The following is a 22969-nucleotide window of genomic DNA, read 5'->3' as shown; positions in this document are numbered from 1 at the left end:
CAAAGGACACTTTACACTCTATCGATAGTGAATAGTGAAGAATGAATAGTGAAGAATGCCTAAAGAAGGATATAACAATAACTAGAGAAGAGAGACTTTCCACTAATGGAAAGTCTCTCTTGTTTTGTTATCAGTACTCAACACATAGGCATATCTACTATAAGAGAGCTACAAGCTCTATGTATTATAGGCACGAGCTGCAAGAAACGCGCCAGCGGAGGAGCTGCAAGAAACGCACCAGTGGAAGTAACTTAGCCACTAACCACTAGCCACTAACTACTAACCAACAACTTTTACCTTTTACCTTTTACTTTTTCTCTAAAAAATTGTATCTTTGCCCTCAAAATCTTACCTATGAAGATAAAGAAATGGATTGGTAGTTTTGCTTTGTGGCTTACTGGTTGGAAGATAGAACTACAAGGTGATGTGAATACCCTTAACCGCTGTGTGTTGGTGGTGGCACCACATACCTCCAATTGGGAGTTTGTGATAGGTATATTGGCTTATTGGAAGTTGGAGAAGCCTATTAAGCTCATTATTAAGGATAGTCATACCAAGGCTTGGTATGGAGCGATTGTTCGTGCTTTGGGAGGTTTGGGAATAGACCGCTCTCAGCGCAATCATATAGTGGAGTTTGTAACCGATCTGTATAAGAAGGAGAATTTTAGCTTAGTAGTAACCCCAGAGGGCACTCGTTCGAGGGTAAATAAGTGGCGTATGGGCTTCTATCATATAGCCCTTTCGGCTCAAGTACCTGTAGTATTGGGAGCAGGTGATTTCAAAAAGAAAATTATCTATATAGGAAAAACGATTTCATTAGAAGACTTACAGACACGCTCTCAGGAGAGTATTATGAGCGAGATAAGGGAGTATTATAGGGACAAAAATCCTAAATACCCCGAGCAGTGGAATCCAAACTTTCATTAAGTGAAAAGTGAAGAGCGAAGAGTGAAAAGTGAAAAAACTACTTAGATATTAATCCAAATCAATAGTAGAGAAAAATTGTATAGTTCAATTCATTAAGACGCAATTTATTACGTTTTAGACAGTTGATGAATAACATTTTAACCATTGATTTACTATTAACTATTAGCTATTAACTATTAACTATCAGCTATTCACTATTCACTCTATTAGTTGTTTTCATTTATCATTTTCTCTGCTGCTTCTAATTGTTCATACCATTCCTCTCCGAACTTGCGGATAAGGGCTTCACGAACAAACTTATAGACAGGTACCTGGAGTTTACGCCCTAGAATACAGGCATCTTTGCAGATACTCCAGCGCTCGTAATTCACAGCGACAAAGGAAGGATATGTCTTGAGGCGAATAGGGTAGAGGTGGCAGGAAATAGGCTTTTTCCAATCTATTTTACCCTCGCGATAGGCTTGTTCTATTCCACAGAGAACGATACCTTTTTCGTCTCTGACCACATAGGCACATTCACCACCATTGATAAGAGGTGTTTCCCATTCACCATCGCTGCCACGTACCGCAGTGCCTTGTGCCTCAATAGCTTTGCGGCCTTGTTCGCTCAGATAAGGAGCTACCTTATGGTAGATACGTTCGAGGATTTCCACCTCGTCGTCCTCCACAGGTGCCCCTGCATCTCCCTCCACGCAACAAGCTCCCTTGCAGGCATCGAGGTTGCAGACAAAGTCATTTTCTAGGATCTCTTCCGAGATTAAGGTGTTATCTATTTCAATCATGGTGTCAGTTGTTAGTGGTCAGTTGTTAGTGGTCAGAAGACTGTAATTCAAAACCAAAACTCAAAAATCAAAACATAAAACTCAAAATAATATAGTGGTCATAGTAACGCTACAACGTGATAAGTGTATAGGTTGTAATTATTGTGTGGAGATGGCTCCAGAGCAGTTCCAGATGAGCAAAAAGGATGGAAAGAGTGTTCTCTTGCGCTCCACAGAAAAAAAAGGCTTTTTTACCCTCAAATCCCATGATGATAGTATCTTTGAGGCTTGTGAAAATGCCCAAAAGGCATGCCCTGTCAAAATTATCACGACCAAAAAGATCTAGCTCCCTCGGCTATACTACCTCTGCTACGACAAAGGTACTTCCTCCTATGTAGATAAAATCATCGGCATGGGCTTGTTCTTGTGCCTGTTCTAGGGCGCTACTCACAGAAGGGAAGGCATCTCCATGGAGACCATAGCTTGCGGCTTTCTCTTGTAGAACAGTGGCACTGAGACCTCTATCTATCTTTGGCGTACAGAAATAGTAATGAGCTTGCTTTGGGAACATAGGAAGAATGGCATCTAAATCCTTTTCCTTGACAAAGCCAAGTACCATGTGTAGGGTGTTGTATTTTTCTTGATTTAATTGGGCAAAAATCTCTGCAAAACCATGGGCATTGTGAGCGGTATCACATATCATTTTAGGATTTTCTCCTAGGAGCTGCCAGCGTCCCATCAGGTGAGTGTTGGCTACAATATGTGAGAGCCCTCTTTGTATATTTTCTTCAGAAATAGCCCAGCCTTTTTCTTGTAATATACGTAAGGTTTGTACAATCCCCTTAATATTCTTGGCCTGATATCCCCCCTTAAGATCCATAGTATAAGGCACCTCCAGAGAATCAGCAAAATAGATAGGTGCTTCTTTCTCGGCGGCTACTTGCTTGAATACTGGTGCAGTAAGTGGGTGAAATTCACTGATAACCACAGGAGTTTGTGGCTTGATAATACCGGCTTTTTCTTGGGCAATTTCCTCCAATGTGTCTCCTAAAATCTCGGTGTGATCTTTTCCAATATTGGTGATAAGTGAGACAATGGGGTTGATGATATTGGTAGAGTCCAATCTTCCTCCTAGTCCTACTTCTATCACAGCTATATCTACCTTTTGGTAGGCGAAATAGTCAAAGGCCATACCTACGGTAACCTCAAAGAAGGAAAAGTTTTCCCCTTCCATAAAGTCTTTGTTTTTCTCAACAAACTGACTAACAGCCTCTTGAGAGATGTTTTCTCCATTGACTTTGATACGTTCGCGAAAGTCCTTTAGGTGGGGGGAGGTATAGAGTCCTACCTTGTAACCTGCTTCCTGTAAGACCGAAGCAAGCGCATGAGAGGAGGAGCCTTTACCATTGGTACCAGCTATATGTAGGGAAGGAAATTGCTCTTGTGGATTGCCTAAGTGGTCGCACAAAAGGAGAATATTATCCAATTTGCCTCGGAAGGCAGATCGTCCTTTTTCTTGGTACATAGGCAGATGTGCCCACAACCAATCTATGCTTTCTGTGTAAGTCATTAGTGTATATAGTAATCTTCAATGTTTTCAATACGCACACTCTCAGGTACTAAGAGGGTGTAATCGCCTCGGTTGCGAATTACATCACGCACTATGGAGGAGGAGATATGGGAAGTCTTCACCGCAGTAAGTAGGAATACCGTCTCTACTCCTGCCAAGTCTCTGTTAGTGTGTGCAATAGCACGTTCGAACTCGAAGTCTGCAGGATTTCGTAAGCCTCTGAGAATGAATGAGATGTGTAGTTTTTTACAGAAATCTACCGTAAGACCTTGGTAGCTAACTACTTTTACCTTTGGGTTGTCGGCAAATGATTTGGCAATAAAGGCTTTGCGCTCTTCCACAGAGAACATGTAGCGCTTGTCGGCATTTTCTCCTACGGCTACTACAATTTCGTCGAAGAGTTCTGTAGCCCTGCAAATAATATCATAATGCCCTAAGGTGATAGGGTCAAAAGAACCTGGAAAAATAGCCTTTTTCATAGGTTGTTGTCATCAGTTGTTTCAAGGGGCAAAGGTAAGAAAAAGAAGTCATTTTTTTCTGGCTCTCCCCAAAAAAAATGTGTAAATTTGCACAAATTTCTTGTATGATGAAAAAGCTCATTTTATTTGCTTCGGGCAATGGTTCCAATGCAGAACGAATTGTTACTTATTTCAGAGAAAACGCCTTGGCCGAGGTAGCATTTATCCTTACCAATAACCCCAAAGCAGGGGTAATAGGTCGTGCAGAGCGTTTGGATGTGCCTTGTATGCTCTTTGACAGGAAGGATTTTTATGAAACGTCCTATATACTAGATCTCTTAGAGAGAGAACAACCCGACCTTATCGTCTTGGCAGGCTTCCTCTGGAAGTGTCCTGAGAATATCATTGCTCGTTTCCCCAATAGAATTGTCAATATTCATCCGTCCTTACTGCCCAAATATGGAGGCAAAGGCATGTATGGCATGCATGTACATGAGGCTGTGATAGCGGCAGGTGAGAAAGAGAGTGGTATCACTATTCATTATATCAATGAACACTATGACGAGGGGGCGATTATCTACCAAGAGCGTGTGGCGATCACTCCTGCGGATACCCCTGAGAGTCTTGCCCAAAAGGTACATGAGTTGGAGTATCGTGCATTCCCACTTATAATCAAGCAACTATTACAAAACTAATCTATAAAAATGAAATTAGACAAATCCGTTTTCGCCCTACACAAGTGTATTAGAGAGCGATACTTACAGTATTTAGAAGGTTTTACCTTAGAGCAATTGGCCGTCATTCCTCAGGGCTTCCGCAATAATCTGCTTTGGAATATCTCTCATGCTATTGTCACACAACAATTGTACTGCTACTACAATAGTGGGCTACCTATGTATGTGTCAGAGGATTTTATTGCAGCCTATCGTAAGGGAACGGTGCCTGACGGACACATCCCCACTCAAGAAGAAGTAGATACTCTTAAGAGCCTACTCCTTTCCACTCAACAACAGTTGGAAGAGGACTACCAAAAGGGACTTTTCACCACTTATACCAACTACCTCACAGGGCTGAACTATCCGCTAAACTGTGTGGAAGATGCTATTTATTTCAACAATACCCATGAAGGTATGCACTTGGGGTTGGTGATTGCTATCAAATACTTAGTCTGATAGTGAAAGCCGAAAAAGTGAAGCGTTTATCTTCCTTTTACTCTTCGCTTTTTACTCCAAATAGACTAAATGCTGTCCCGCCATATCGCCTTTCGTGGTCAAAATGAGGGTTTTCTTCCATAGAGATTTTTGCAGAATGTTCTATGATAAGTAGTCCATCTTCACTAAGGAGGTTTCTTTCAAAAACCAAAGTGACTAATCTGTTAAGATCTTCGGGGGAAATATCATAAGGAGGATCGGCAAAGATGACATCATATTGGCTCAGGTTGCGTTCCAAGTAGGTGAAGGCGTCAGCCTTGATCACCTCAATAGGGTAGCCGAGTGCTTCGGCTGTCTTGCGGATATACTGCACGCAAGCGGCATGGCTATCTACGGCCGTGATATCGGGACAACCGCGACTGCCAAACTCATAGCTGATATTGCCTGTACCTGCAAAAAGGTCAAGCACCTTGATACTATCTAAGAAAAAGTAGTTGTTGAGGATATTAAAAAGAGACTCCTTGGCAAAGTCCGTAGTAGGACGTACAGGGAGTGTCTTGGGAGCGATGAGTTGCTTGCCACGATGGGAACCAGAGATAATACGCATATTTGTCTAAATAAAGGGCAAAATTACGGATTTTATAATGATAAAAAAAGTTTTTCAGTGAAAATAGTATATATACAACCTCCTACTTCTGAGCAAGAGGCACCGCTTCTTTATATAAAGCCTGATACGGCCGTACATAATAGGGAGCTTCCGCTCTATATACCCGATTTTACCACCGATCTCCGTGGTCAAGCGGTGCTATTAATTAAGATTAGTAAGCAGGGCAAATGTATCTCGGATAGGTTTGCCTCTAAGTACTACGAGCAAGTCTCTTTGGGGCTTGCCCTTACCGCTTATGATAGGCAAAAGGAGCTTCAGGCAGCAGCAAGGCCATGGGAGCTAGCTACCGCTTTTGATGGATCTATGGTAGTGGGGAGTTTCTTGCCGATTCATCTGTTGCAGCAGGAAACAGTAGTCGTTTTTAGTGAAAATGGGGCAGTTATTGAGCAGCTACCTTTGCAACAAACCCTGCAGCGCTTGCCTCTTGCCTTGCAAATAGTGTCGGAGTATCTAACACTACGCACAGGAGATGTGTTAGCCTTACCTTTGACCGATGTCCTTTATTCTATGAAGGGGGATACCACTTGGGAGGCAACCATACAAACAGAACGGTTATTTTCAGTAACAGTAAAATAGATTAGAGGTTACACCCTAGGGTGTAACCTCTATTACTATTGAAAAGAATAATAACTAGAACAACTTATTCTACGATAAGTTTCCCTTTCATAAGAGAAAAGTGACCTGGGTAAGAACAGATGTAGTCATAAGTACCAGGTTCTGGAGCTTTGAAAGAGATAGTATCTGTTTCTCCGCCTCCGATAAGCTTGGTATGAGCAATCACATCAGCTCCATTGTTAGGAATATAGTCCTTTTCAAGACCAGCTTCCATAGCAGCCATTCCGAAAGTAGGAATATCAGTACCTTTCTTAAGAAGTACGAAGTTGTGTCCCATTTGATTTTTAGGCATTTGTCCTACATGCTTAAGGGTAACATTGATAGTTTGTCCTGCTTTGGCTTTGATTTCTTGAATGTTAAAGGTCATTTGGTCAGTACCTTCCAAGGTTACATTTACAGCTTCAGCTGCTTGGTCTGCTGCTGGTGCTTCAGTAGCAGCAGGCTGTTCTGTAGTTTGTCCAGCCTCTTCAGGTTTCTTGTTATCTCCACAAGAAGCTACCATTAGAGCAACAGTAGCCATCAAAAACAATGTTTTTTTCATATCGGTATAATTTAGATATAAATATGCCGCAAAAGTACAAATAAAAATCTAACGCAACAAATTATTTAGAATATTTTTAAATTAAGGCTTGTAATAATTTTGAATGGTGAGTTCTTAGCGATTAATTTGCGTAACCGTTGCGTAACCAAAACCTTATTTTTGGGGCAAAAAACAAGGGTATTATTATTTAAAATTTTGATTATCAGAATGTTTGTAGAAATAAATTTGCGTAACCGTTGCGTAACCAAAACCTTATTACCTGCCAGTATAAAAACTATAATCTTTGAGGAATTGCTGGATAAAGTCTGCTTTTTGGGTATAGGAGGTGTGTTCCCGCTTGGAGACTTCGGTGATCTTATCCGCTAAGCGCGCTATAGTGAACTGCCCATTTTTGCTTTTTAGGGCTTGGGCGAGGTAGTTTTTGATAGTTTGGGCATCTTGATCCGAAAAGAGCAACACCTCGGCTTGAGAGAACAGCGGCTGATAGGTATAGGAGAGTTCTTCCAAGATAGTATGGGAGATGTTCGTCTTGTTACGTTCGGTGATGACCGCTGTCCCTGCGGCAAAGTCACCTAAGCGCTGAGAGTACTTGGAGGAGATGATACTGATAAGCGCAATAGAGCCCATAGAAAGGGCTACCTCCACCAAGGCAAAGGTCCAACGAATAAAGAAATCGGCAAAGGAAGCTTGATAACCATCTATCTTCAGTACTCTGATTTTTAGGATACGCTTACCTACAGTCTGTCCTTGCATAAGGGATTCCGCTACCAAGGAATAGAAAGCAGCAGGTAGCATCAGTACTGAAGAGATCGCTAAAAACTCCCAAGGGTTTGTAAAGAAACTATAGCCAGAGAGATCTATAATTACACTAGCGAGGTATCCATAGCCCATGATAAGGACAAAGTCAATAGCAAAGGCACCCATACGCTCTACAATGGAAGCAGGTTCGAAGGCAAGCAAAATATTTTGTGTGGTTTTTATTTGTATTTTTGACATTTTTTTTCTAATTTAGCCCCTTGTATGAGAGAAGTAGCCTTTATAAAGCAAAATAAAGACAAATGGTTGGAGGTAGAGACCGTTCTAAACGAGCGAAAGCCTATTTCCCCTGATCAAATGGCGGATTATTATGTCCAGCTATTGGGAGACTTATCTTTTGTACAGACCTATTACCCAAAGAGTAATACAGTTACTTATCTCAATTTTTTGGTAACGCAAATATACCAAAAAATTTACAAAACCAAGCGAATTGAAAAAAATAGATTGAAATTTTTTTTCGCTGACTATGTACCTACACTTGCCTATAAGTATCGTAAGCTGATTTATTTTAGTTTTATCCTATTCTTTTTCTTTGCTCTGGTAGGGGCGCTTTCGGCGTATTACGAGCCGCGCTACGTTAGGGCTATTATGGGGGATATGTATGTGAACATGACCTTGGAGAATATAGAAAATGGAGATCCTATGGCCGTATATAAGCAAGGGAGCAATTGGGCTTCAGCTATAGAAATTACCTTCAATAATATCAAGGTGGCTTTCTACTGTTTCCTTTTTGGGATTACTGCAGGGGTGATGACTTTCTCTACGGCATTACAAAATGGGGTTATATTGGGGGCTTTCATGTATTTTTGTTATGAAATGGGAGAGATAAAGGCTGCACTAAGAGCCTTGTGGCTACATGGAGCTATGGAGATTTTCAGTATTGTCATTGCTATAGCCGCAGGTTTTGTTCTTACAGGGGGGATTCTCTTTCCTAAGACTTATTCGCGTATGCTTTCTTTTAAGATTGCCTTTAGGGAAGGAGTCTCATTGCTTTTTGGTACAGTACCTTTCTTTATAGCGGCAGGCTTTATAGAAGGCTTTATCACCCGTTATTATTATGATATGCCCCTGTGGCTGAACCTTACGATTATACTGGGGACACTTGCGGTGATTACTTATTATTTCTTGATATATCCTATAATAAAAAATTATAAATCAAATAGTTAAAAGATTATGAACGAATTTATTTTCTACAAAAAAAGAGGCTTCAGTGCTCTCATCGGAGATACATTTATTTTCTTTAAGAAGTATGCTAGGAATTTCTTCTCTAATTACTTAATTGTCAATGGGGCAATATTGGCAGCAACAGGGATCATAGCCTCGGCTATGTTGGCTCTTTATGCCTCTTCGTCATTTTCTATTGGTTTTGGACCTACTGCCTTATTGGTTTTGGTCTTGCTGTTGTTGTCTATCCTTTTAATATTGTTTGTTATTTGTTACCCCATTGCTTATACGCAAATGCTAGAGGAGGCACCTTATAGGGGCGATATAAGTGCTAAGGAAATATTTGCTAAGATGAAAGTCATGCTCCCAAGGGCTTTTGTCTTTGGGTTTATCTCTATATTTGTGATAGGGATTCCTTATGGTTTTATCCTAACGGGGATAACGGCACTTAACGAAAGAGAACCTGTTTTGTCGCAGCTTATCAGTACTTTTATAGGTTCTTTTATGATCCTTTTTGTACAACAATTTATGCTCTTATATATCAAGGATAAGATGGACTATTTCCCTGCATTGGGTAAGGTGATTGATCAGCTCAAGGTAGGTTTTTGGGACAAATTTGGGGCTACTTTTGTAATGTATCTTATTACTATGGCTATAATGATAGCAGGAATTATTGTTCCTGTGGTTGTTTATGTAATCACTTTGGGAGTTACTGGTAGCTTTGAGGCTACCATAAGCAATGTGATCTTAGTCTTTATCTTGGTGCTTATTGTAATTACAATAGCTTTTGTAGTATCCAATTTTCAAACATTCTTACAAATTCTCATCCATTTTGGAGAAAAAGATGCGGATTATATAGATGAAATAGATCTTATAGGTCAAAATGCTCAGGAAGAATAGGCAAAAAATACAATTATACGGGCTACTCCTATACTTCTGGTGTATAGGAGTACCTTTGTATGCACAAGAAGATATGCCTGCTGCCCAAGGAAAGGACAGCCTTTCTTATCAGATTCCTATCAAGCAAACGCCTCCCGATGCTTTGCGCTCCTTTGAAGGAATGCCTGACCAATATAATACTGCTGATTTTGATTACTCAGATGTCTCTGGACAGGAAGATGCTTTTATTTCAGGTTTTTGGGATGTGTTGGAAAGTATTATATATAAAATACTCGAGTTTATCTATGGAAAGAACCTAAGAGGGAATGGGGCGGAAGATATACTACAATTATTAGGATTTGTACTCTTATTGGTCGTTATCTTCTTTGTGGTACGCTGGGCACTTGCTCGCAAGGGTCGTTGGCTGACTGATAGGAGTCAAGAAAAACTCTCTGATATACCTATGGATGTCATAGAGAAACACCTTCATCAAGCGGACTTCCCTACATTGATACAAAAAGCGGAACAACAGAATGACACGCGCCAGAGTATTCGCCTATATTACCTATGGCTGCTGAAGGTGCTTTCCGATAAAGGGCAGATAGCATGGGAAGTAAGAAAAACGAACTCAGACTACGAACGCGAGATCAAAGACCCAACCCAGAAGGCACGCTTTGTCTATCTCTCCAAAGTATATAACTATATATGGTATGGAGAGTTCTCTATCAATGATGCCCAATACCAAGAGGCAAAGGCAGATTATCAAGGGTATATAAACACTCAAAAAAGGAAGTAAATGGGAAAGGCAATACGTAATTATTTGATTCTTTTGAGTGTAGTGGTCATTGTTATGTCCCTGACTGTCTTTTCCTCGGCTGATAGACGGGTGGATTGGGAACTGACCTATGATGCCAATAGCAAGCAACCTTATGGGCTCTATATCTTTGGTGAGCAACTCAATCACTTTTTCTCCAAAGAGGTATATAAAATATCTTATACACCCTACGAATACCTCAGGAGAAATCATCAAAAAAGCAATCAGAACTATATTTTTACCACAAAAGGAATAGATGAGGTATCTCTCAAGAAAATACTTTCCGATGTAAAGGCAGGTAGCCAAGCTCTTTTTCTTGAAAAAGATAAGGGATTAATGGATTCCCTAAAGATAGAAGTAGACTATGAGCATACATTAAAAGAAATCAGTCTACAACTCAATAGTAATTCTTATAATAGAAAAATCTACCTCCATCCAGAGGAAACCTATTTGAGGGTCAATTATTTTACTCAGTTGGATAAGGAGCGGGATAAGGTCTTGGGCTATGTATTTTACTCTGATAGAGAAGAAATGAGAAAGAAAATCAACTTTGTAGAAGTACCTTATGGCAAGGGGAAGTTTTTTCTCCACTTAGGGCCACCGATAGCCTTTACCAACTACTTTCTCAAGAAGAGCCAAGAAGTACGCTCTTATGCAGCTACAGTGCTTTCCTATCTACCACAGGATAGGCCAACGGTGTGGTTTGTCCCTTCTACTCAAGGGGAGGATGCGCTAAGCTTTATCATGAGTCAGCCACAATTGCGTATGGCTTGGCGGCTGATGATCTTGGGCTTTTTGCTATATCTGCTCTTTAAGGGCAAACGCCAACAACGTATCATTCCTGTGATAGAAAAGCCTAAGAATACCACGGTGGAGTTTGCTCAAAGCATCAGCTCGCTCTACTACCAAGAACGGGATGCTACTGATATGGTACAGAAGAAAATTACCTATTTCCTAGATCAAGTCAGGCAACGATATTACTTGGACACCCAGCAAATCAATGAGGATTTTGCCACAAAGTTATATAATAAGTCAGGCAAAGATAAGGACTTAGTACAACAGATCGTCAGTATCATTATACACTTTGAGCAAACCCAACAAGCCCAAGAGGAGACCCTCCTCCAATTGGACAAATGGATAGACGAATTTTGGAATATACATTAAAGATATACCTATGGACGAAAATAATAAATTAGAATTTGCCTCTCGCCTTGACCTTGGTCAGTTGCAAAACCAATTAAGCCAAGTACGCACTGAACTTCAGAAGGTCATCGTAGGACAGGAAAAGATGATAGACTACCTATTGGTAGCGCTACTGAGTAATGGACATGTCCTTTTGGAAGGGGTACCAGGGATAGCCAAGACGATTACGGTAAAGCTCCTTTCCAAAGCCTTGGATATAGGTTTTAGCCGCATACAGTTCACTCCTGACCTTATGCCTTCGGATGTGTTGGGAACTTCTGTATTTGACCTTAAAAAGTCAGAATTTGAGTTCAAGAAAGGACCTATCTTCTCCAATCTCATTCTTATAGATGAGATCAACCGTGCTCCAGCCAAAACCCAAGCAGCACTCTTTGAGGTTATGGAAGAGCGACAAATCACTATAGATGGTTTGCGCTTTAAGATGCAGCCCCCTTTCTTGGTGATTGCTACCCAAAACCCGATAGAACAGGAAGGTACCTATCGCCTGCCTGAGGCACAGCTAGACCGTTTCCTCTTCAAGATTGTAATGGACTATCCTGCCTTAGAAGATGAAATTCAGATTATTACCCGTGAACATGACGCCAAAGCACAGGACAAAACTGCTACGGTGTCCAAGGTACTCTCGGCGGAGAGCTTAGTGCGTTACCAAGCTGAGGTCAAGAATATACTTGTAGAGCCCCAACTGATCGAATATATCGCTAAAATCACTCAAAACACCCGTGAGAATAGTTTCCTCTACTTAGGAGCTTCTCCGCGTGCTTCCTTGGCGATGCTCAATGCTGCCAAAGGATTTGCCGCTCTGGCAGGACGTGACTTTGTTACTCCTGAGGATATCAAGCAAGCGGCCTACCCAGTACTAGGGCATAGGGTGATACTCGCTCCTGAAAAAGAAATGGAAGGCATTCGCTCTGAGCAGATTATCCAACAAATCATAGAAAGTGTAGCCATACCCCGATGAGAAAATTATACCTACATACAGGCTTTTTTATCTGTTTACTTTGCCTTATGGGACTCTTTACCCTCTCTTTCTTTTGGGTAGGGCTCACTCCCATAGCGCAGGGGGCTTTGTATGTATTTGCTTTGCTATGTTTTCTAGATTTTCTCTTGGTTTTTACCTCCAAAAAGGGGATTATAGCCCAGCGGATATTGCCAGAAAGGCTCTCCAATAGCGATGAGAATCTTATAGAGGTACATATCAAGAGTCTCTATCCTTTTCCCATGTATGTAAAACTCATTGATGAGATTCCCTTTCAGTTCCAAAAGCGTGATTTTGAATACACGCTCTATTTCAAAGGAGGGCAGGAGCAGATATTCCAATACTACCTGCGTCCCACTGAGCGTGGAGAGTATAACTTTGGGAAGCTCAACGCCTTTGTATATAGTCCTTTGCGCTTGTTTGTAAAGCGTTATACCTCCTGTGAGCATGCCATGGTGGCTACCTATCCATCTTTTATCCAGATGAAGAAGTTTGAGCTTATGGCTTTCTCCCAGCGCCTCTTAGACTATGGAATCAAGAAAATACGTAAGATAGGTCACACTATGGAGTTCGAGCATATCCGCGACTATGTACAGGGTGATGATATGCGAACAATCAACTGGAAAGCCTCCTCCAAGCGAGCACAGCTGATGGTCAATCAGTACCAAGATGAGAAATCGCAACATGTATATACCCTCATAGACAAAGGGCGCAGTATGTATATGCCTTTTGAAGGGCTTTCTCTCTTGGATTATGCGATTAATACCTCTTTGGCACTGACCAATATCATTCTCAAGAAGCAGGATAAGGCGGGAATCTTCACCTTCTCCCGTAAGGTAGAGGATAGGGTAGTGGCTGATCGTAAGTCCGACCAGATGGAGAAAATTATGGAGAAACTCTACCGCATAGAGACCGATTTCAAGGAAACGGATTTCGGTAGGCTTTATTCGGACATCAATAGTACCATTAAGCAACGCAGTCTGCTGATGCTTTATACCAATTTTGAGACTCCTAATAGCTTGTATAGGCAACTTCCTTTCCTAAAGGCAATTGCTAAAAAGCACCTCTTAGTGGTGATCTTCTTCCAAAATACAGAATTAGAACAGCTTTTGCGTAAGCCTTCCGAGCATATCCAACAGGTGTATGACAAGGTTATCGCCGAGAAATTCTCCTTTGAGAAACGCCTTATTGTTCAAGAACTGACCCGTCATGGGATTCAGTGTATACTCACCGCTCCCCAACACCTCACCCTCCAGAGCATCAATAAATATCTGGAGCTTAAAGCAAGGGGAATGATATAAGTGAAGAGTGATAAGTGAAGAGTGAAAAAATACTCTTCATGCGTTCACTATTCATTTTTCGTTATTCATTATTCACTATTCACTAAAATGATGCGTTACATTCACTTAACTCTAGCCATTATCGCTTCTTTATTCTTTGCCTTGGTTTCTGTAACAGGGATTATCATAGGGATAGATAACATAGACAGACAATATCCCTCTTACAAGGCAGCACATCTTGACCAGATCACACTGGCACAATCCATAGCAGGGGTAAAGGAGGCTTACCAAGAGGTCAATACCCTCTCCTTTGATCCTCGTGGTTTTGCGGCTATCAAAGCAACAGACAACGAGGGTACAGAGGTTAAAGCCCATATAGACCCACTTACAGGCAAGGTCTTGGGCAAGGTAGAGGAGAAATCCTCCTTTGTTAAATTCATGACTTCCCTACATCGCTCTTTAGAACTGAAGAATGTAGGGCGTATCATCATGGGCTTTATTGCGCTTTGCTTGGTCTTTAGTGTGCTTTCAGGGCTTATGCTAATCTTTAAAAAACAAAACGGAGCGAGAAACTTCTTTAAAAAGACGATAAAGGACGGTTTTTCCCGCTATTACCATACTGTTTTTGGCAAATGGCTGCTTATTCCGCTGCTTATCTTAGGTCTTACAGGTACTTACTTGGTATATAATCGTTTCTTAGGAGAAAAACCAAAGGAAAAATACGAGGTAGATTACTCAGTAGAAGAATCTTATGATGGGGAAGACCCTATGGATGTCCAGCAAATACCTATATTTAACCAAATCACCTTGGATCAGGTGGTAAGTGTGGAGTTTCCTTTTGATACTACCTTTGAGGATGCCTATTTGGTAAAGCTCAAGGATAGAGAACTGGTGGTAAGCCAGTTTACAGGCCATGTACTGAGCGAGGTGGTCTATCCTAAAACTCAGGTTTTTGCCCGCTTTTGTAAGGACTTACATACAGGACGTACCAGCGTATGGTGGGCAGCTATTTTGGTTGTTGCTTGTGTGGGGATGCTCTTTTTCATCTATACAGGTTTTGTCATAACCTTCTCCCGCAAGTCGGTAAAGGTACACAATACCTGTACTCCTGCCGAAGCAGAGTACATCCTACTCTATGGATCAGAAGGAGGCAATACGCTTTCGATAGCCCAAAAGGTTTTTACTCAGCTACAAGCTTTAGGTAAAAAGACCTATTTAGCACCACTCAATAGTTACCAAACTTATCCTAAGGGGACGCATCTGCTTATATTTACCTCAACCTATGGGGTAGGGAATCCTCCGAGCAATGCTGATCAGTTCCTATCTCTATTGCGTACAACTCCACAAGGAGCTTTGTCTTGTAGTATAGTAGGATTTGGCTCTAAACTCTATCCTGATTATTGTGCTTTTGCTTTTGCTATAGAGAAAGCACTCAAAGAGACCTCTTGGGCGACTTCTCTGCTACCTGTGCATACGGTCAATGATCAATCCTCGGCGGAGTTTGTAGCATGGGTAGCCGCATGGAATGGGCTGAGTGAACTTGCCTTGGAGACTACTCCGTCCTACTATGAGGGAGAAAGAGCTGCACTGACAAAGATAAAAGTAGTGGAAGCGGCTAAGGAAACAGCTCCAGAGGAGACTTTTTCCTTGGTGCTACATACCAAAAAGCGTTTTACATCTGGAGACCTCTTGGCTATCTATCCCGATGGCAAGCAAGAACGCCTTTATTCTATAGGGAAAGTAGGGGGCAAGTTGCAACTAACCGTTAAGCTACATGCACACGGATTAGGCTCAGGCTATCTCTATCAGCTCAAAAAAGGAGAGACCTTCCAAGCGCGTATCGTCCCTAATTCATCTTTCTACTTTCCTAAGAAAGCCAAGAAGGTAGTGCTGGTAGCCAATGGGACTGGGGTAGCTCCTTTCTTGGGTATGGCTGACCAAAACAAGCAAGCTGAAGTTCATGTATACTTAGGATTGCGCCATAATGATGCTACCGCAGCTGAGTATCGCCACTTCTTTGAGTCCCAACAGCAAAAAGGAAAAATTAAGAATTTTCAGCTGATATTCTCTCGGGAGGCAAGTGGGGGTTATGTAACAGATTTGCTTAAGAGAGATGCCGCACTGCTTACAGAGGTACTAACTTCGGATGGAGTGGTGATGATCTGTGGTTCTTTGGATATGTATAAAGATGTTACCACTTTCCTTAGCCAGCTGACGCCTTTCTCAGCCGATTATTATAAGGCAAACCAACAATTATTAGTTGATTGTTATTAAGATGACCAAGCATTACTATAACTGCCTACTCTTAGCCCTTGGGATAGGAGTAGGCTATTGGTATACATGGGGCTGGGGGTATTACCTTGCCTTGGGGTTACTCTTTGTGGGGTTGCTCTCTTGGGGGGTGTTTGATATCCGTTTAGGCTATTTTGTGCCTACTCTTTGTCGTTTGAAAAATAAGCAAAAGCGGCAGGTGGTACTTACCTTTGACGATGGGCCTACGGAGCTAACCCCTCTGTTTTTGGATCTGCTCAAGCAATATGAGGCTAAGGCGGTATTCTTCTGTATAGGTCACCAAGTAGCACAATACCCACAGATAGTACAGCGAATCAAACAGGAGGGACACCTAATAGGCAATCATACCTATAGCCATATCCCAAAGAATTGCTTTGCTTCTACCGCAACCATGATTCAGGAGATACAACAAACCGATGCACTTTTGGCACAGCAGGGGATAATAACCCCTTATTTCCGTCCACCTTATGGGGTTACCAATCCACATATAGCACGGGCAGCCAAGCGTACAGGTAAGACAGTAGTAGGCTGGGATATACGTTCTTTAGATACCATAATAGAAGACGAAACTCGGCTATGGAGCCGAGTGCTATCTAAATTGTCTCAAGGAAATATTATTCTTATGCATGATACTTCTCCGCGAACACTTCGCTTATTGGAGCGACTTTTGAAGTATCTCAAAGAAAATGATTATCAAGTAGTTTTGGATTTGTAATGCAAACCCATAGTAGAAAATATTTGTATATCTAATTTTGTTAAGATGCAATAGATCTCTACTTTAGTTAAGACGCAATAAATTGCGTCTCTACGAGGATTATGCTAATCAGAAATTGTCTTAGCCAGCACCTATGTAGAGACGCAATTTGTTGTTTTTTTAAGTTAGGAGTCATTACTCTGTGAGAGTGTAATATACCATAAGTTTTAGTTTCTTACCTTCAGGAACCTGGCTGCTATTGCCATAAACTAATGTATAGAGGGTGTTTTCTGCATTTGCTAAAACAGTTTTCTTAACCTCATTAGCACTATTCTTATAAGAGATACTTCTCATTGCCGAAAGAGTTGTCTTAGTATCTTGAGCTAGGTGTGTGGAGACCGCTAAACCTATTTTTACATTATCTGAACCATTCTTGATAATACTTGTTAGGTGATCCGTTAGGTAAAAATGATAGTAATAATTGCCCTTGTTGTCTTTCTTCAAGCGTCCTATGGAGACAATATCACTCGTGGAAGTATTGCTAGAGAGTTCTGCTGCATAATCATATAGAGGAACTCCTCTGGTAGCATTATATATAATCACATAAGGCGGTTGTTGGGTAAGATCCACTTTAGTCTTATCCACATAGAGGTACAACTCTGCTTGATTGATCATTGGTTTTTTCCTCTTAAGCATTTGGAAAACAGGATTATTTTCTGGGATACTTAGTTCGGCTACATAACCCTGTCCTCCCTTGAGATAGATAGCATCTTGGGAGAGAGTTACGGTATCATTAGTTCTGGTGTATTGGTTGAAGCTAATTCCTCCTAAAGAGAGTTCATAGGACTTCTTCTTGGTATAAGAAGTGCCATTTTTCTGGTACTGATAGTTATAGATTACCTCTATCTTAGCGTTCTTCAGGTTGATAAGAGCTAGTAAGCCAGAGGAAAAGTTAGTTGTTGAAATCACCAATCCATTGAGCGCTTGGCGGAAATAATCATTGTTACTGAGGGAGCTATCACCTTCCTTGTCCAAGAGTAGGCTTTGGAAAAGGGTAGGGGAGAGTTCTATACGATAACCAGGTGCGAGTCTGTCTTTTTCCTTAGTGGATTCGTTAGCCTGTGTAGTAGGGTCGTCAAATTGGTAACGCACAATGGCATTATTGCTTGCTCCTGCTACATTAACCTCGGCCATAGTAGCCCCTGTAGGAAGTACCTCATTGGAGTAATATACTTGTGATTCCAATTGGTTATTAATATCCCTTAGGAAGTAGTTGAGCTGTTGTACTTTCATGGTGAAAGAGGCCTCTTTCCCTCCATAGATAGAATCCAAGGTGTAAGTCTTGATTGTTTTCTTAGCATCGGCAGGGTCTTGGACTGTCTTTTCAGTGGAGAAGAACGGCAAATAAAGATATACTTTTTCCACTGTTTCGTTTTCATTGTAGGAGGAGGCTTCCTGTGTTTGGGTTTTCTCTCCAAAGGTAGGGTCAGCACTTGAGAGCAAGGCTTGAGTGACCAATGCTACATTGGTAGTTCCAAGGGTTCCTTGGGTGAGTTGGCCAAGGAGTGGGTTATTTTGGCTATTGGTCTGTATAGCACTTACCTTTATGTTATTGAACTCTAGAGAAATAGAGTCTTTTTTAGGAGTGAAGAGCGGTTTCCCAAGGATGTTCCCTTCTACTTGGCGGATATCCCCATCAGTATTGCAGGAAGCAGCCAATATAAGGGAGGTAAGGGATAAGAAAGTATATATATGCTTCATTCTCATTCGGTTAATTTAGAAAACAATAGTTTGTGTGCGGTCAGGTCCTACTGATACCAGCGTGATAGGTACTTCCACTTCTTTTTCGATAAAGCGAATATAGTCCAAGAGTTCTTTAGGGAAATCATGGAAATTCTTAATAGTTGAAAGGTCTGTGTTCCAACCCTTAAACTCGGTATAGATAGGTGTAATTTCCTCCGTCTCGGTACCATAAGGGAAGTGCTGAATGATTTCTCCCTTGTAGCGATAGGCAGTACAAACCTTTAAGGTATCGAAGCCACTAAGGACATCGGCTTTCATCATCATCAGTTGGGTAACACCACTTAGGTGAATGGCGTAGCGGAGAGCTACTAAGTCCAACCATCCGCAACGGCGTTTGCGCCCTGTGGTAGCTCCTACTTCGCGGCCTATTTGACCTATTTTATCTCCTATCTCATCAAAGAGTTCCGTAGGGAAAGAGCCGCTACCTACACGGGTAGTATAAGCCTTGAAGATACCCATTACATTCTTGATTTGGTTAGGGGCAATTCCCAAACCTGTACAAGCTCCAGAGGCAGTGGTGTTGGAGGAGGTGACAAATGGATACGTACCAAAATCAATATCCAACATAGAGCCTTGTGCCCCCTCGGCGAGAATCTTTTTGCCTTGTTTTTGTGCATGGTAGAAAAAGTCCTCACTATCAATAAAAGTAAGTGACTTGATCAGTTCGATAGCCTCAAAGAACTCTTTTTCAAGAGCTTGGAGGTCGTACTCAAGGCTCACTCCATAGAAGTCAATCATGGAAAGATGCTTGTCAGTCAAGGCACGATATAGGCTAAGGAAGTCTTTGTTCTCTATATCTCCGATTCTCAGTCCATTGCGTCCTGTCTTGTCCATGTAACAAGGTCCAATCCCTTTGAGAGTAGAGCCAATTTTGGCTTTTCCCTTTGAGAGTTCTGAAGCTTGGTCAAGCAAGCGGTGGGTAGGGAGAATAATATGAGCCTTACGAGAGATTAGTAAGCGTTCTTTTATATTGATACCAAAGGGAGCGAGTGCATCAATTTCCTTTTTCAAAATAATGGGATCTATCACGACTCCATTACCGATGACATTGACCACATTGGGACGGAAAATGCCGGAGGGGATAGTGTGTAAAACATGCTTAATACCTTCGAATTCCAAAGTATGTCCCGCATTGGGACCACCCTGAAAGCGTGCGATAATATCATATTTGGGTGTAAGGACATCTACGATTTTTCCTTTTCCCTCGTCTCCCCATTGGAGACCGAGTAGTAAATCTACTGCCATTATAAATTGGTTTTAAGCTTCGTTAGTATTTTCTTTTTTGTTGCGTCTGCCATAGAAATAAAGAGAATGATTGTCAATAGTAATATCAAAAACCTCTTCTATGGTTTGCTTAATCGCTTGAATACGAGGGTCACAGAACTCCACTACCTCCCCTGTATCGGTAAGGATAACATGGTCGTGCTGGCGGTCAAAATAAGACTTCTCGTAGTGGGCTTGGTTCTGTCCAAATTGGTGGCGACGTACCAGCCCACAATCCAAGAGGATCTCAATGGTATTGTAGAGTGTAGCACGGCTTACCCTATAATTTTTATTTTTCATTTTGATATAAAGTGACTCTATATCAAAGTGTTCGTTACTCTCGTAAATCTCTTGAAGAACGGCATATCGTTCAGGGGTTTTACGATGCGCATGCTCTTCTAAATATTTGGTAAAAACTTTTTTAACAATTTCTTGATTCTCTGCACTAGTTCCCATATAAAATACTTATTAGGCGACAAATTTACAAAAATAATTAGATAAGAACAAATAAATACTTTTTATTTTGTAATATTTTGATTATCAGTTCTTACTAGGGGCTAATTTATGGTTAATAATTCTGTCCATATAGTCCTGAACAAAGGCTTGGAGGTCTTTTATTCCTTTTTGTATTTCAGCATTATCTTCTTTGCCCCATAGGTTATGCTTAAGTGCCTCATCTTCTTTGTTATATATTCCATTAACTTGGCCGTTTTCGTCAAGTATATAGATGTAGTTGCCTTGTTTCATCTGATACATAAGCGCATTGGAGATGAAGGCACGCGGAGTCTCATCCGCACTGCTAGCAAATACGCTACGTCCCCATGAGCGGAAAGGTTTTTGATAGCCCATGAGGTCTACCAATGACGGATAAATATCTATTTGCTGACTAATCTCACTATAACGTTTTGTGGGTACCAAATCAGGGTTAGGACTATAGAACATAATAGCGGCACCCATATTGGTAATGGCTTGTTTGTAATGCTCATAATAGGTCTGGTTGGGGTGGTCATTGACAAAAACAAAGATAGTATTCTCAAACCAAGGTTGTTTTTTGGCACAGGCAAAGAACTGCTTGATAGCATAATCCGTATAGCCGATACATTGGTGAATCTCCAAGGTGCCCTTGTCAAATTTTCCTTCATATTGTTTAGGAATCTGAAAAGGGTGGTGGGAGGAGAGCGTGAAGATATTTCCTAAGAAAGGTTCTTTCTTCTGAGAGAGCGTACGGCACATATACTGGAAGAAAGGTTCGTCCCAAATGCCCCAGACGCCATCGAAATCGGCATCATTGTTATATTCTGTTTTTCCATAATAGTGGTCAAATCCTAATAGGTTAGAAAAGCCTAAAAAGCCCATAGAACCATTGGGAGCCGAGTGGAAGAAAGAGGTATCATAGCCCATTTCTTTAGCAATAGAAACCAAGGATTCCGTAGGCTGTTTTACATACGGAGAGGAGGTGTAAGCCACTTGGAAGGAAGGAATTCCAGCGAGCATGGAGGACATGCCGTGAATAGACTGGCGCCCTGTACAATAGGCATTGTCCAATACGAAAGAATGCTGGGAGAGTGAATCCAAAAACGGAGTATAGGACTTGAAATCTGGAATGTCCCCCTTAGTGTTCATACATCCCCAATACTCCTTTCCGAAGCTTTCCAAGATAAAGAGTACTACATTGGGCTTGCTTTTTACCTCACGGTGGTATTGCTTGATAGGTTTGATATTCTCGTTGATATAATCCTCAGTGACAAAGTGGTATTCCTTGAATCCCTTATTCTTCCCTAAGCTGCGGATAAGACAGAAGGGAGTGTTAAGAATAGCATCGGCTTGGGCAGAAATATTCACATGTCGGCTAGCATCAAGCATATTGATCGGGCGTGTATCAGAGGTAAATCCTCCTCCGCGAATAGCCATTATAATAAGGATGACAGAGCCGAAAAAGGTAAATATAGAACTGAAATAGTAGCTTTTCTTACTAGAGACAATTACTTGCTGTACTTTTACACGCTTATATAGGTAAATCCAAAGAGCTATAAGGGAGAAAAACCAAAGGAATAAGTACCAATAGTCTCCTAAGAAAGGAACAATCAGTTTTGCTATGTTCTGTTCGTGTTCTATGACTGCAAAAGAGGCAGTGGTAAGTCGTGATTTGCTAAAAGGATAGTATGCCATATCAATAAAATTGGTGGCATAAGCAATAATATTGGGGATAAAATAGATCCAAAAGAGTATTTTTTGGAACTTAGGATGCTTATTATACCATAGAGGGAGCAAGCTCAGTAGTATAAAGAGCAAATTCACATACATGATAGCGGAATTATCAAAAGCTAAGCCATAATAAAATAGGTCAAAGCTATGATAATCACTCATAACATCATGATTGAAGTAGATAAATAAGCCACGCGCAATTGCATAGAAGAAATAAATAAGGAAAATACGATATAAAAATACCAAATATTCGTTGATGCGAACAGACTTCATAAGAAAAGGGATTAAAAAAGTAAAAAAAGGTACTACTTTAGAACAAAGTAGTACCCTAAAACAAAAATTATGAAAAAAACTAAACCACTATTGTTCTTTTTCCATCTTGTCTTTGAGTTCTTGGAGTACATCCAAGTCTCCTAAAGTAGATTTCTCTACTTGTTGTGCAGGCTGAGCAGCAGCTTCTTTTACATTCTTTTCTTCTTCTTCTCTGAAGATAGCAGTGTGAGAAGCAACTACACGCTTGAATTCCTTGCTGAACTCAATAATCTTGAAATCAGCAGTTTCTCCTTTGCCCAATTTCTTGCCAGACTCAGTTTCTAAGTGGCGAGAAGGAACAAAAGCTAGGATATCATCATTGAAAGGAACAGTTGCTCCTTTGTCAGTGATTTTAGAGATAGTACCTTGGTGGATAGTACCTACAGCAAACTCATTTTCGTATTTGTCCCAAGGATTGGCTTCCAATTGCTTGTGACCTAAAGCGAGTTTACGAGTATTTACATCCAATTCAAGGACAACCACATCCATTTTGTCTCCTACGGAGCAGAATTCAGATGGATGTTTGATTTTCTTAGTCCAAGAAAGGTCAGAGATGTATACCAATCCGTCGATACCTT

At 41.1% G+C, this 22969-nt stretch carries 25 protein-coding genes; 14 read left to right on the top strand and 11 right to left on the bottom strand.

Features of this window, described 5'->3' with window-relative positions:
* Positions 1–41 precede the first annotated feature (41 nt).
* Together Q0625_RS09640 and Q0625_RS09635 are read left to right on the top strand one after the other, a co-directional pair.
* Positions 42–269 (top strand): hypothetical protein, encoded by a 228-nt coding sequence (locus Q0625_RS09640; protein WP_298826390.1) that lies wholly within the window; start codon positions 42–44, stop codon positions 267–269.
* A 91-nt stretch (positions 270–360) separates the two neighbouring features.
* Entirely contained in the window at positions 361–927 is a 567-nt protein-coding gene (locus Q0625_RS09635) for a 1-acyl-sn-glycerol-3-phosphate acyltransferase (RefSeq protein WP_298826396.1), read from the top strand.
* Positions 928–1133: 206 nt separating this feature from the next.
* On the opposite strand, the gene Q0625_RS09630 is transcribed toward Q0625_RS09635, so the two are convergent.
* Positions 1134–1709 (bottom strand): DUF3109 family protein, encoded by a 576-nt coding sequence (locus Q0625_RS09630; RefSeq protein ID WP_298826387.1) that lies wholly within the window; start codon positions 1707–1709, stop codon positions 1134–1136.
* Between the two features lie 94 nt (positions 1710–1803).
* Here Q0625_RS09630 and Q0625_RS09625 point away from each other — a divergent pair, with 94 nt between their 5' ends.
* Positions 1804–2034: a ferredoxin gene (locus Q0625_RS09625; RefSeq protein WP_298826385.1), complete on the top strand. Its 231-nt coding sequence runs from the start codon at positions 1804–1806 to the stop codon at positions 2032–2034.
* 9 nt (positions 2035–2043) lie between these two features.
* On the opposite strand, the gene Q0625_RS09620 is transcribed toward Q0625_RS09625, so the two are convergent.
* Together Q0625_RS09620 and coaD are read right to left on the bottom strand one after the other, a co-directional pair.
* On the bottom strand, positions 2044–3258 hold the full coding sequence (locus Q0625_RS09620) for a folylpolyglutamate synthase/dihydrofolate synthase family protein (RefSeq protein ID WP_298826383.1): 1215 nt from the start codon (positions 3256–3258) through the stop codon (positions 2044–2046).
* Positions 3258–3737, bottom strand: coding sequence for a pantetheine-phosphate adenylyltransferase (coaD, locus tag Q0625_RS09615; RefSeq protein ID WP_298826380.1), 480 nt, complete (start codon positions 3735–3737; stop codon positions 3258–3260). Before coaD ends, Q0625_RS09620 begins: the two co-directional genes overlap by 1 nt.
* Positions 3738–3844: 107 nt before the next feature.
* On the opposite strand from coaD, the gene purN reads away from it, so the two are divergent.
* Both purN and Q0625_RS09605 read left to right on the top strand, forming a co-directional pair.
* Positions 3845–4411 (top strand): phosphoribosylglycinamide formyltransferase, encoded by a 567-nt coding sequence (purN, locus tag Q0625_RS09610; RefSeq protein ID WP_298826394.1) that lies wholly within the window; start codon positions 3845–3847, stop codon positions 4409–4411.
* A gap of 9 nt (positions 4412–4420) precedes the next feature.
* Positions 4421–4888 carry a DinB family protein gene (locus tag Q0625_RS09605; RefSeq protein ID WP_298826378.1) on the top strand — a complete coding sequence of 156 codons (468 nt, stop codon included), beginning with the start codon at positions 4421–4423 and terminating at the stop codon, positions 4886–4888.
* Between the two features lie 37 nt (positions 4889–4925).
* On the opposite strand, the gene Q0625_RS09600 is transcribed toward Q0625_RS09605, so the two are convergent.
* Complete coding sequence (locus Q0625_RS09600; RefSeq protein WP_298826375.1) at positions 4926–5474, bottom strand: RsmD family RNA methyltransferase; 549 nt, start codon at positions 5472–5474, stop codon at positions 4926–4928.
* 57 nt (positions 5475–5531) lie between these two features.
* On the opposite strand from Q0625_RS09600, the gene Q0625_RS09595 reads away from it, so the two are divergent.
* On the top strand, positions 5532–6110 hold the full coding sequence (locus tag Q0625_RS09595; protein ID WP_298826371.1) for a fumarylacetoacetate hydrolase family protein: 579 nt from the start codon (positions 5532–5534) through the stop codon (positions 6108–6110).
* A 64-nt stretch (positions 6111–6174) separates the two neighbouring features.
* On the opposite strand, the gene azu is transcribed toward Q0625_RS09595, so the two are convergent.
* On the bottom strand, positions 6175–6669 hold the full coding sequence (gene azu / locus Q0625_RS09590; protein WP_298826392.1) for an azurin: 495 nt from the start codon (positions 6667–6669) through the stop codon (positions 6175–6177).
* A 276-nt stretch (positions 6670–6945) separates the two neighbouring features.
* Complete coding sequence (locus tag Q0625_RS09585; protein ID WP_298826369.1) at positions 6946–7686, bottom strand: RDD family protein; 741 nt, start codon at positions 7684–7686, stop codon at positions 6946–6948.
* A gap of 24 nt (positions 7687–7710) precedes the next feature.
* On the opposite strand from Q0625_RS09585, the gene Q0625_RS09580 reads away from it, so the two are divergent.
* The 8 genes from Q0625_RS09580 to Q0625_RS09545 all read left to right on the top strand — a co-directional run bounded on the left by Q0625_RS09580 (position 7711) and on the right by Q0625_RS09545 (position 16829).
* Positions 7711–8673 (top strand): stage II sporulation protein M, encoded by a 963-nt coding sequence (locus Q0625_RS09580; RefSeq protein ID WP_298826367.1) that lies wholly within the window; start codon positions 7711–7713, stop codon positions 8671–8673.
* A 6-nt stretch (positions 8674–8679) separates the two neighbouring features.
* Positions 8680–9570: a hypothetical protein gene (locus tag Q0625_RS09575; protein WP_298826365.1), complete on the top strand. Its 891-nt coding sequence runs from the start codon at positions 8680–8682 to the stop codon at positions 9568–9570.
* Positions 9554–10345 (top strand): DUF4129 domain-containing protein, encoded by a 792-nt coding sequence (locus Q0625_RS09570; protein WP_298826363.1) that lies wholly within the window; start codon positions 9554–9556, stop codon positions 10343–10345. The genes Q0625_RS09575 and Q0625_RS09570 overlap by 17 nt, the downstream gene beginning before the upstream one ends.
* Entirely contained in the window at positions 10346–11527 is a 1182-nt protein-coding gene (locus Q0625_RS09565) for a hypothetical protein (RefSeq protein WP_298826362.1), read from the top strand. It abuts the gene before it with no gap.
* Positions 11528–11537: 10 nt separating this feature from the next.
* Positions 11538–12524 (top strand): MoxR family ATPase, encoded by a 987-nt coding sequence (locus Q0625_RS09560; RefSeq protein ID WP_298826361.1) that lies wholly within the window; start codon positions 11538–11540, stop codon positions 12522–12524.
* The gene (locus Q0625_RS09555; RefSeq protein ID WP_298826359.1) at positions 12521–13843 is read left to right on the top strand and encodes a DUF58 domain-containing protein; all 1323 of its coding nucleotides are present in this window, start codon (positions 12521–12523) and stop codon (positions 13841–13843) included. The genes Q0625_RS09560 and Q0625_RS09555 overlap by 4 nt, the downstream gene beginning before the upstream one ends.
* Before the next feature lie 87 nt (positions 13844–13930).
* Positions 13931–16096, top strand: a complete 2166-nt coding sequence (locus Q0625_RS09550) for a PepSY domain-containing protein (RefSeq protein WP_298826357.1) — start codon at positions 13931–13933, stop codon at positions 16094–16096.
* A 1-nt stretch (position 16097) separates the two neighbouring features.
* Positions 16098–16829 carry a polysaccharide deacetylase family protein gene (locus Q0625_RS09545; RefSeq protein ID WP_298826355.1) on the top strand — a complete coding sequence of 244 codons (732 nt, stop codon included), beginning with the start codon at positions 16098–16100 and terminating at the stop codon, positions 16827–16829.
* 174 nt (positions 16830–17003) lie between these two features.
* On the opposite strand, the gene Q0625_RS09540 is transcribed toward Q0625_RS09545, so the two are convergent.
* The 5 genes from Q0625_RS09540 to Q0625_RS09520 form a co-directional block, all read right to left on the bottom strand.
* On the bottom strand, positions 17004–18569 hold the full coding sequence (locus Q0625_RS09540; protein WP_298826352.1) for a DUF4270 domain-containing protein: 1566 nt from the start codon (positions 18567–18569) through the stop codon (positions 17004–17006).
* A gap of 15 nt (positions 18570–18584) precedes the next feature.
* Positions 18585–19856 carry an adenylosuccinate synthase gene (locus Q0625_RS09535; RefSeq protein WP_298826349.1) on the bottom strand — a complete coding sequence of 424 codons (1272 nt, stop codon included), beginning with the start codon at positions 19854–19856 and terminating at the stop codon, positions 18585–18587.
* A gap of 12 nt (positions 19857–19868) precedes the next feature.
* Positions 19869–20330 carry a transcriptional repressor gene (locus Q0625_RS09530; protein WP_298826346.1) on the bottom strand — a complete coding sequence of 154 codons (462 nt, stop codon included), beginning with the start codon at positions 20328–20330 and terminating at the stop codon, positions 19869–19871.
* 84 nt (positions 20331–20414) lie between these two features.
* Positions 20415–22352 (bottom strand): LTA synthase family protein, encoded by a 1938-nt coding sequence (locus Q0625_RS09525; protein ID WP_298826344.1) that lies wholly within the window; start codon positions 22350–22352, stop codon positions 20415–20417.
* Positions 22353–22439: 87 nt separating this feature from the next.
* Positions 22440–22969: S1 RNA-binding domain-containing protein (locus Q0625_RS09520; RefSeq protein ID WP_298826342.1), on the bottom strand; the 530-nt coding region annotated here is incomplete at its 5' end.

Source organism: uncultured Capnocytophaga sp. (genome assembly GCF_938029845.1).
Classification (GTDB): domain Bacteria; phylum Bacteroidota; class Bacteroidia; order Flavobacteriales; family Flavobacteriaceae; genus Capnocytophaga.
The sequence above is the reverse complement of the archived record's forward strand: the minus strand, read 5'-3'. Positions and strand labels throughout refer to the sequence as shown.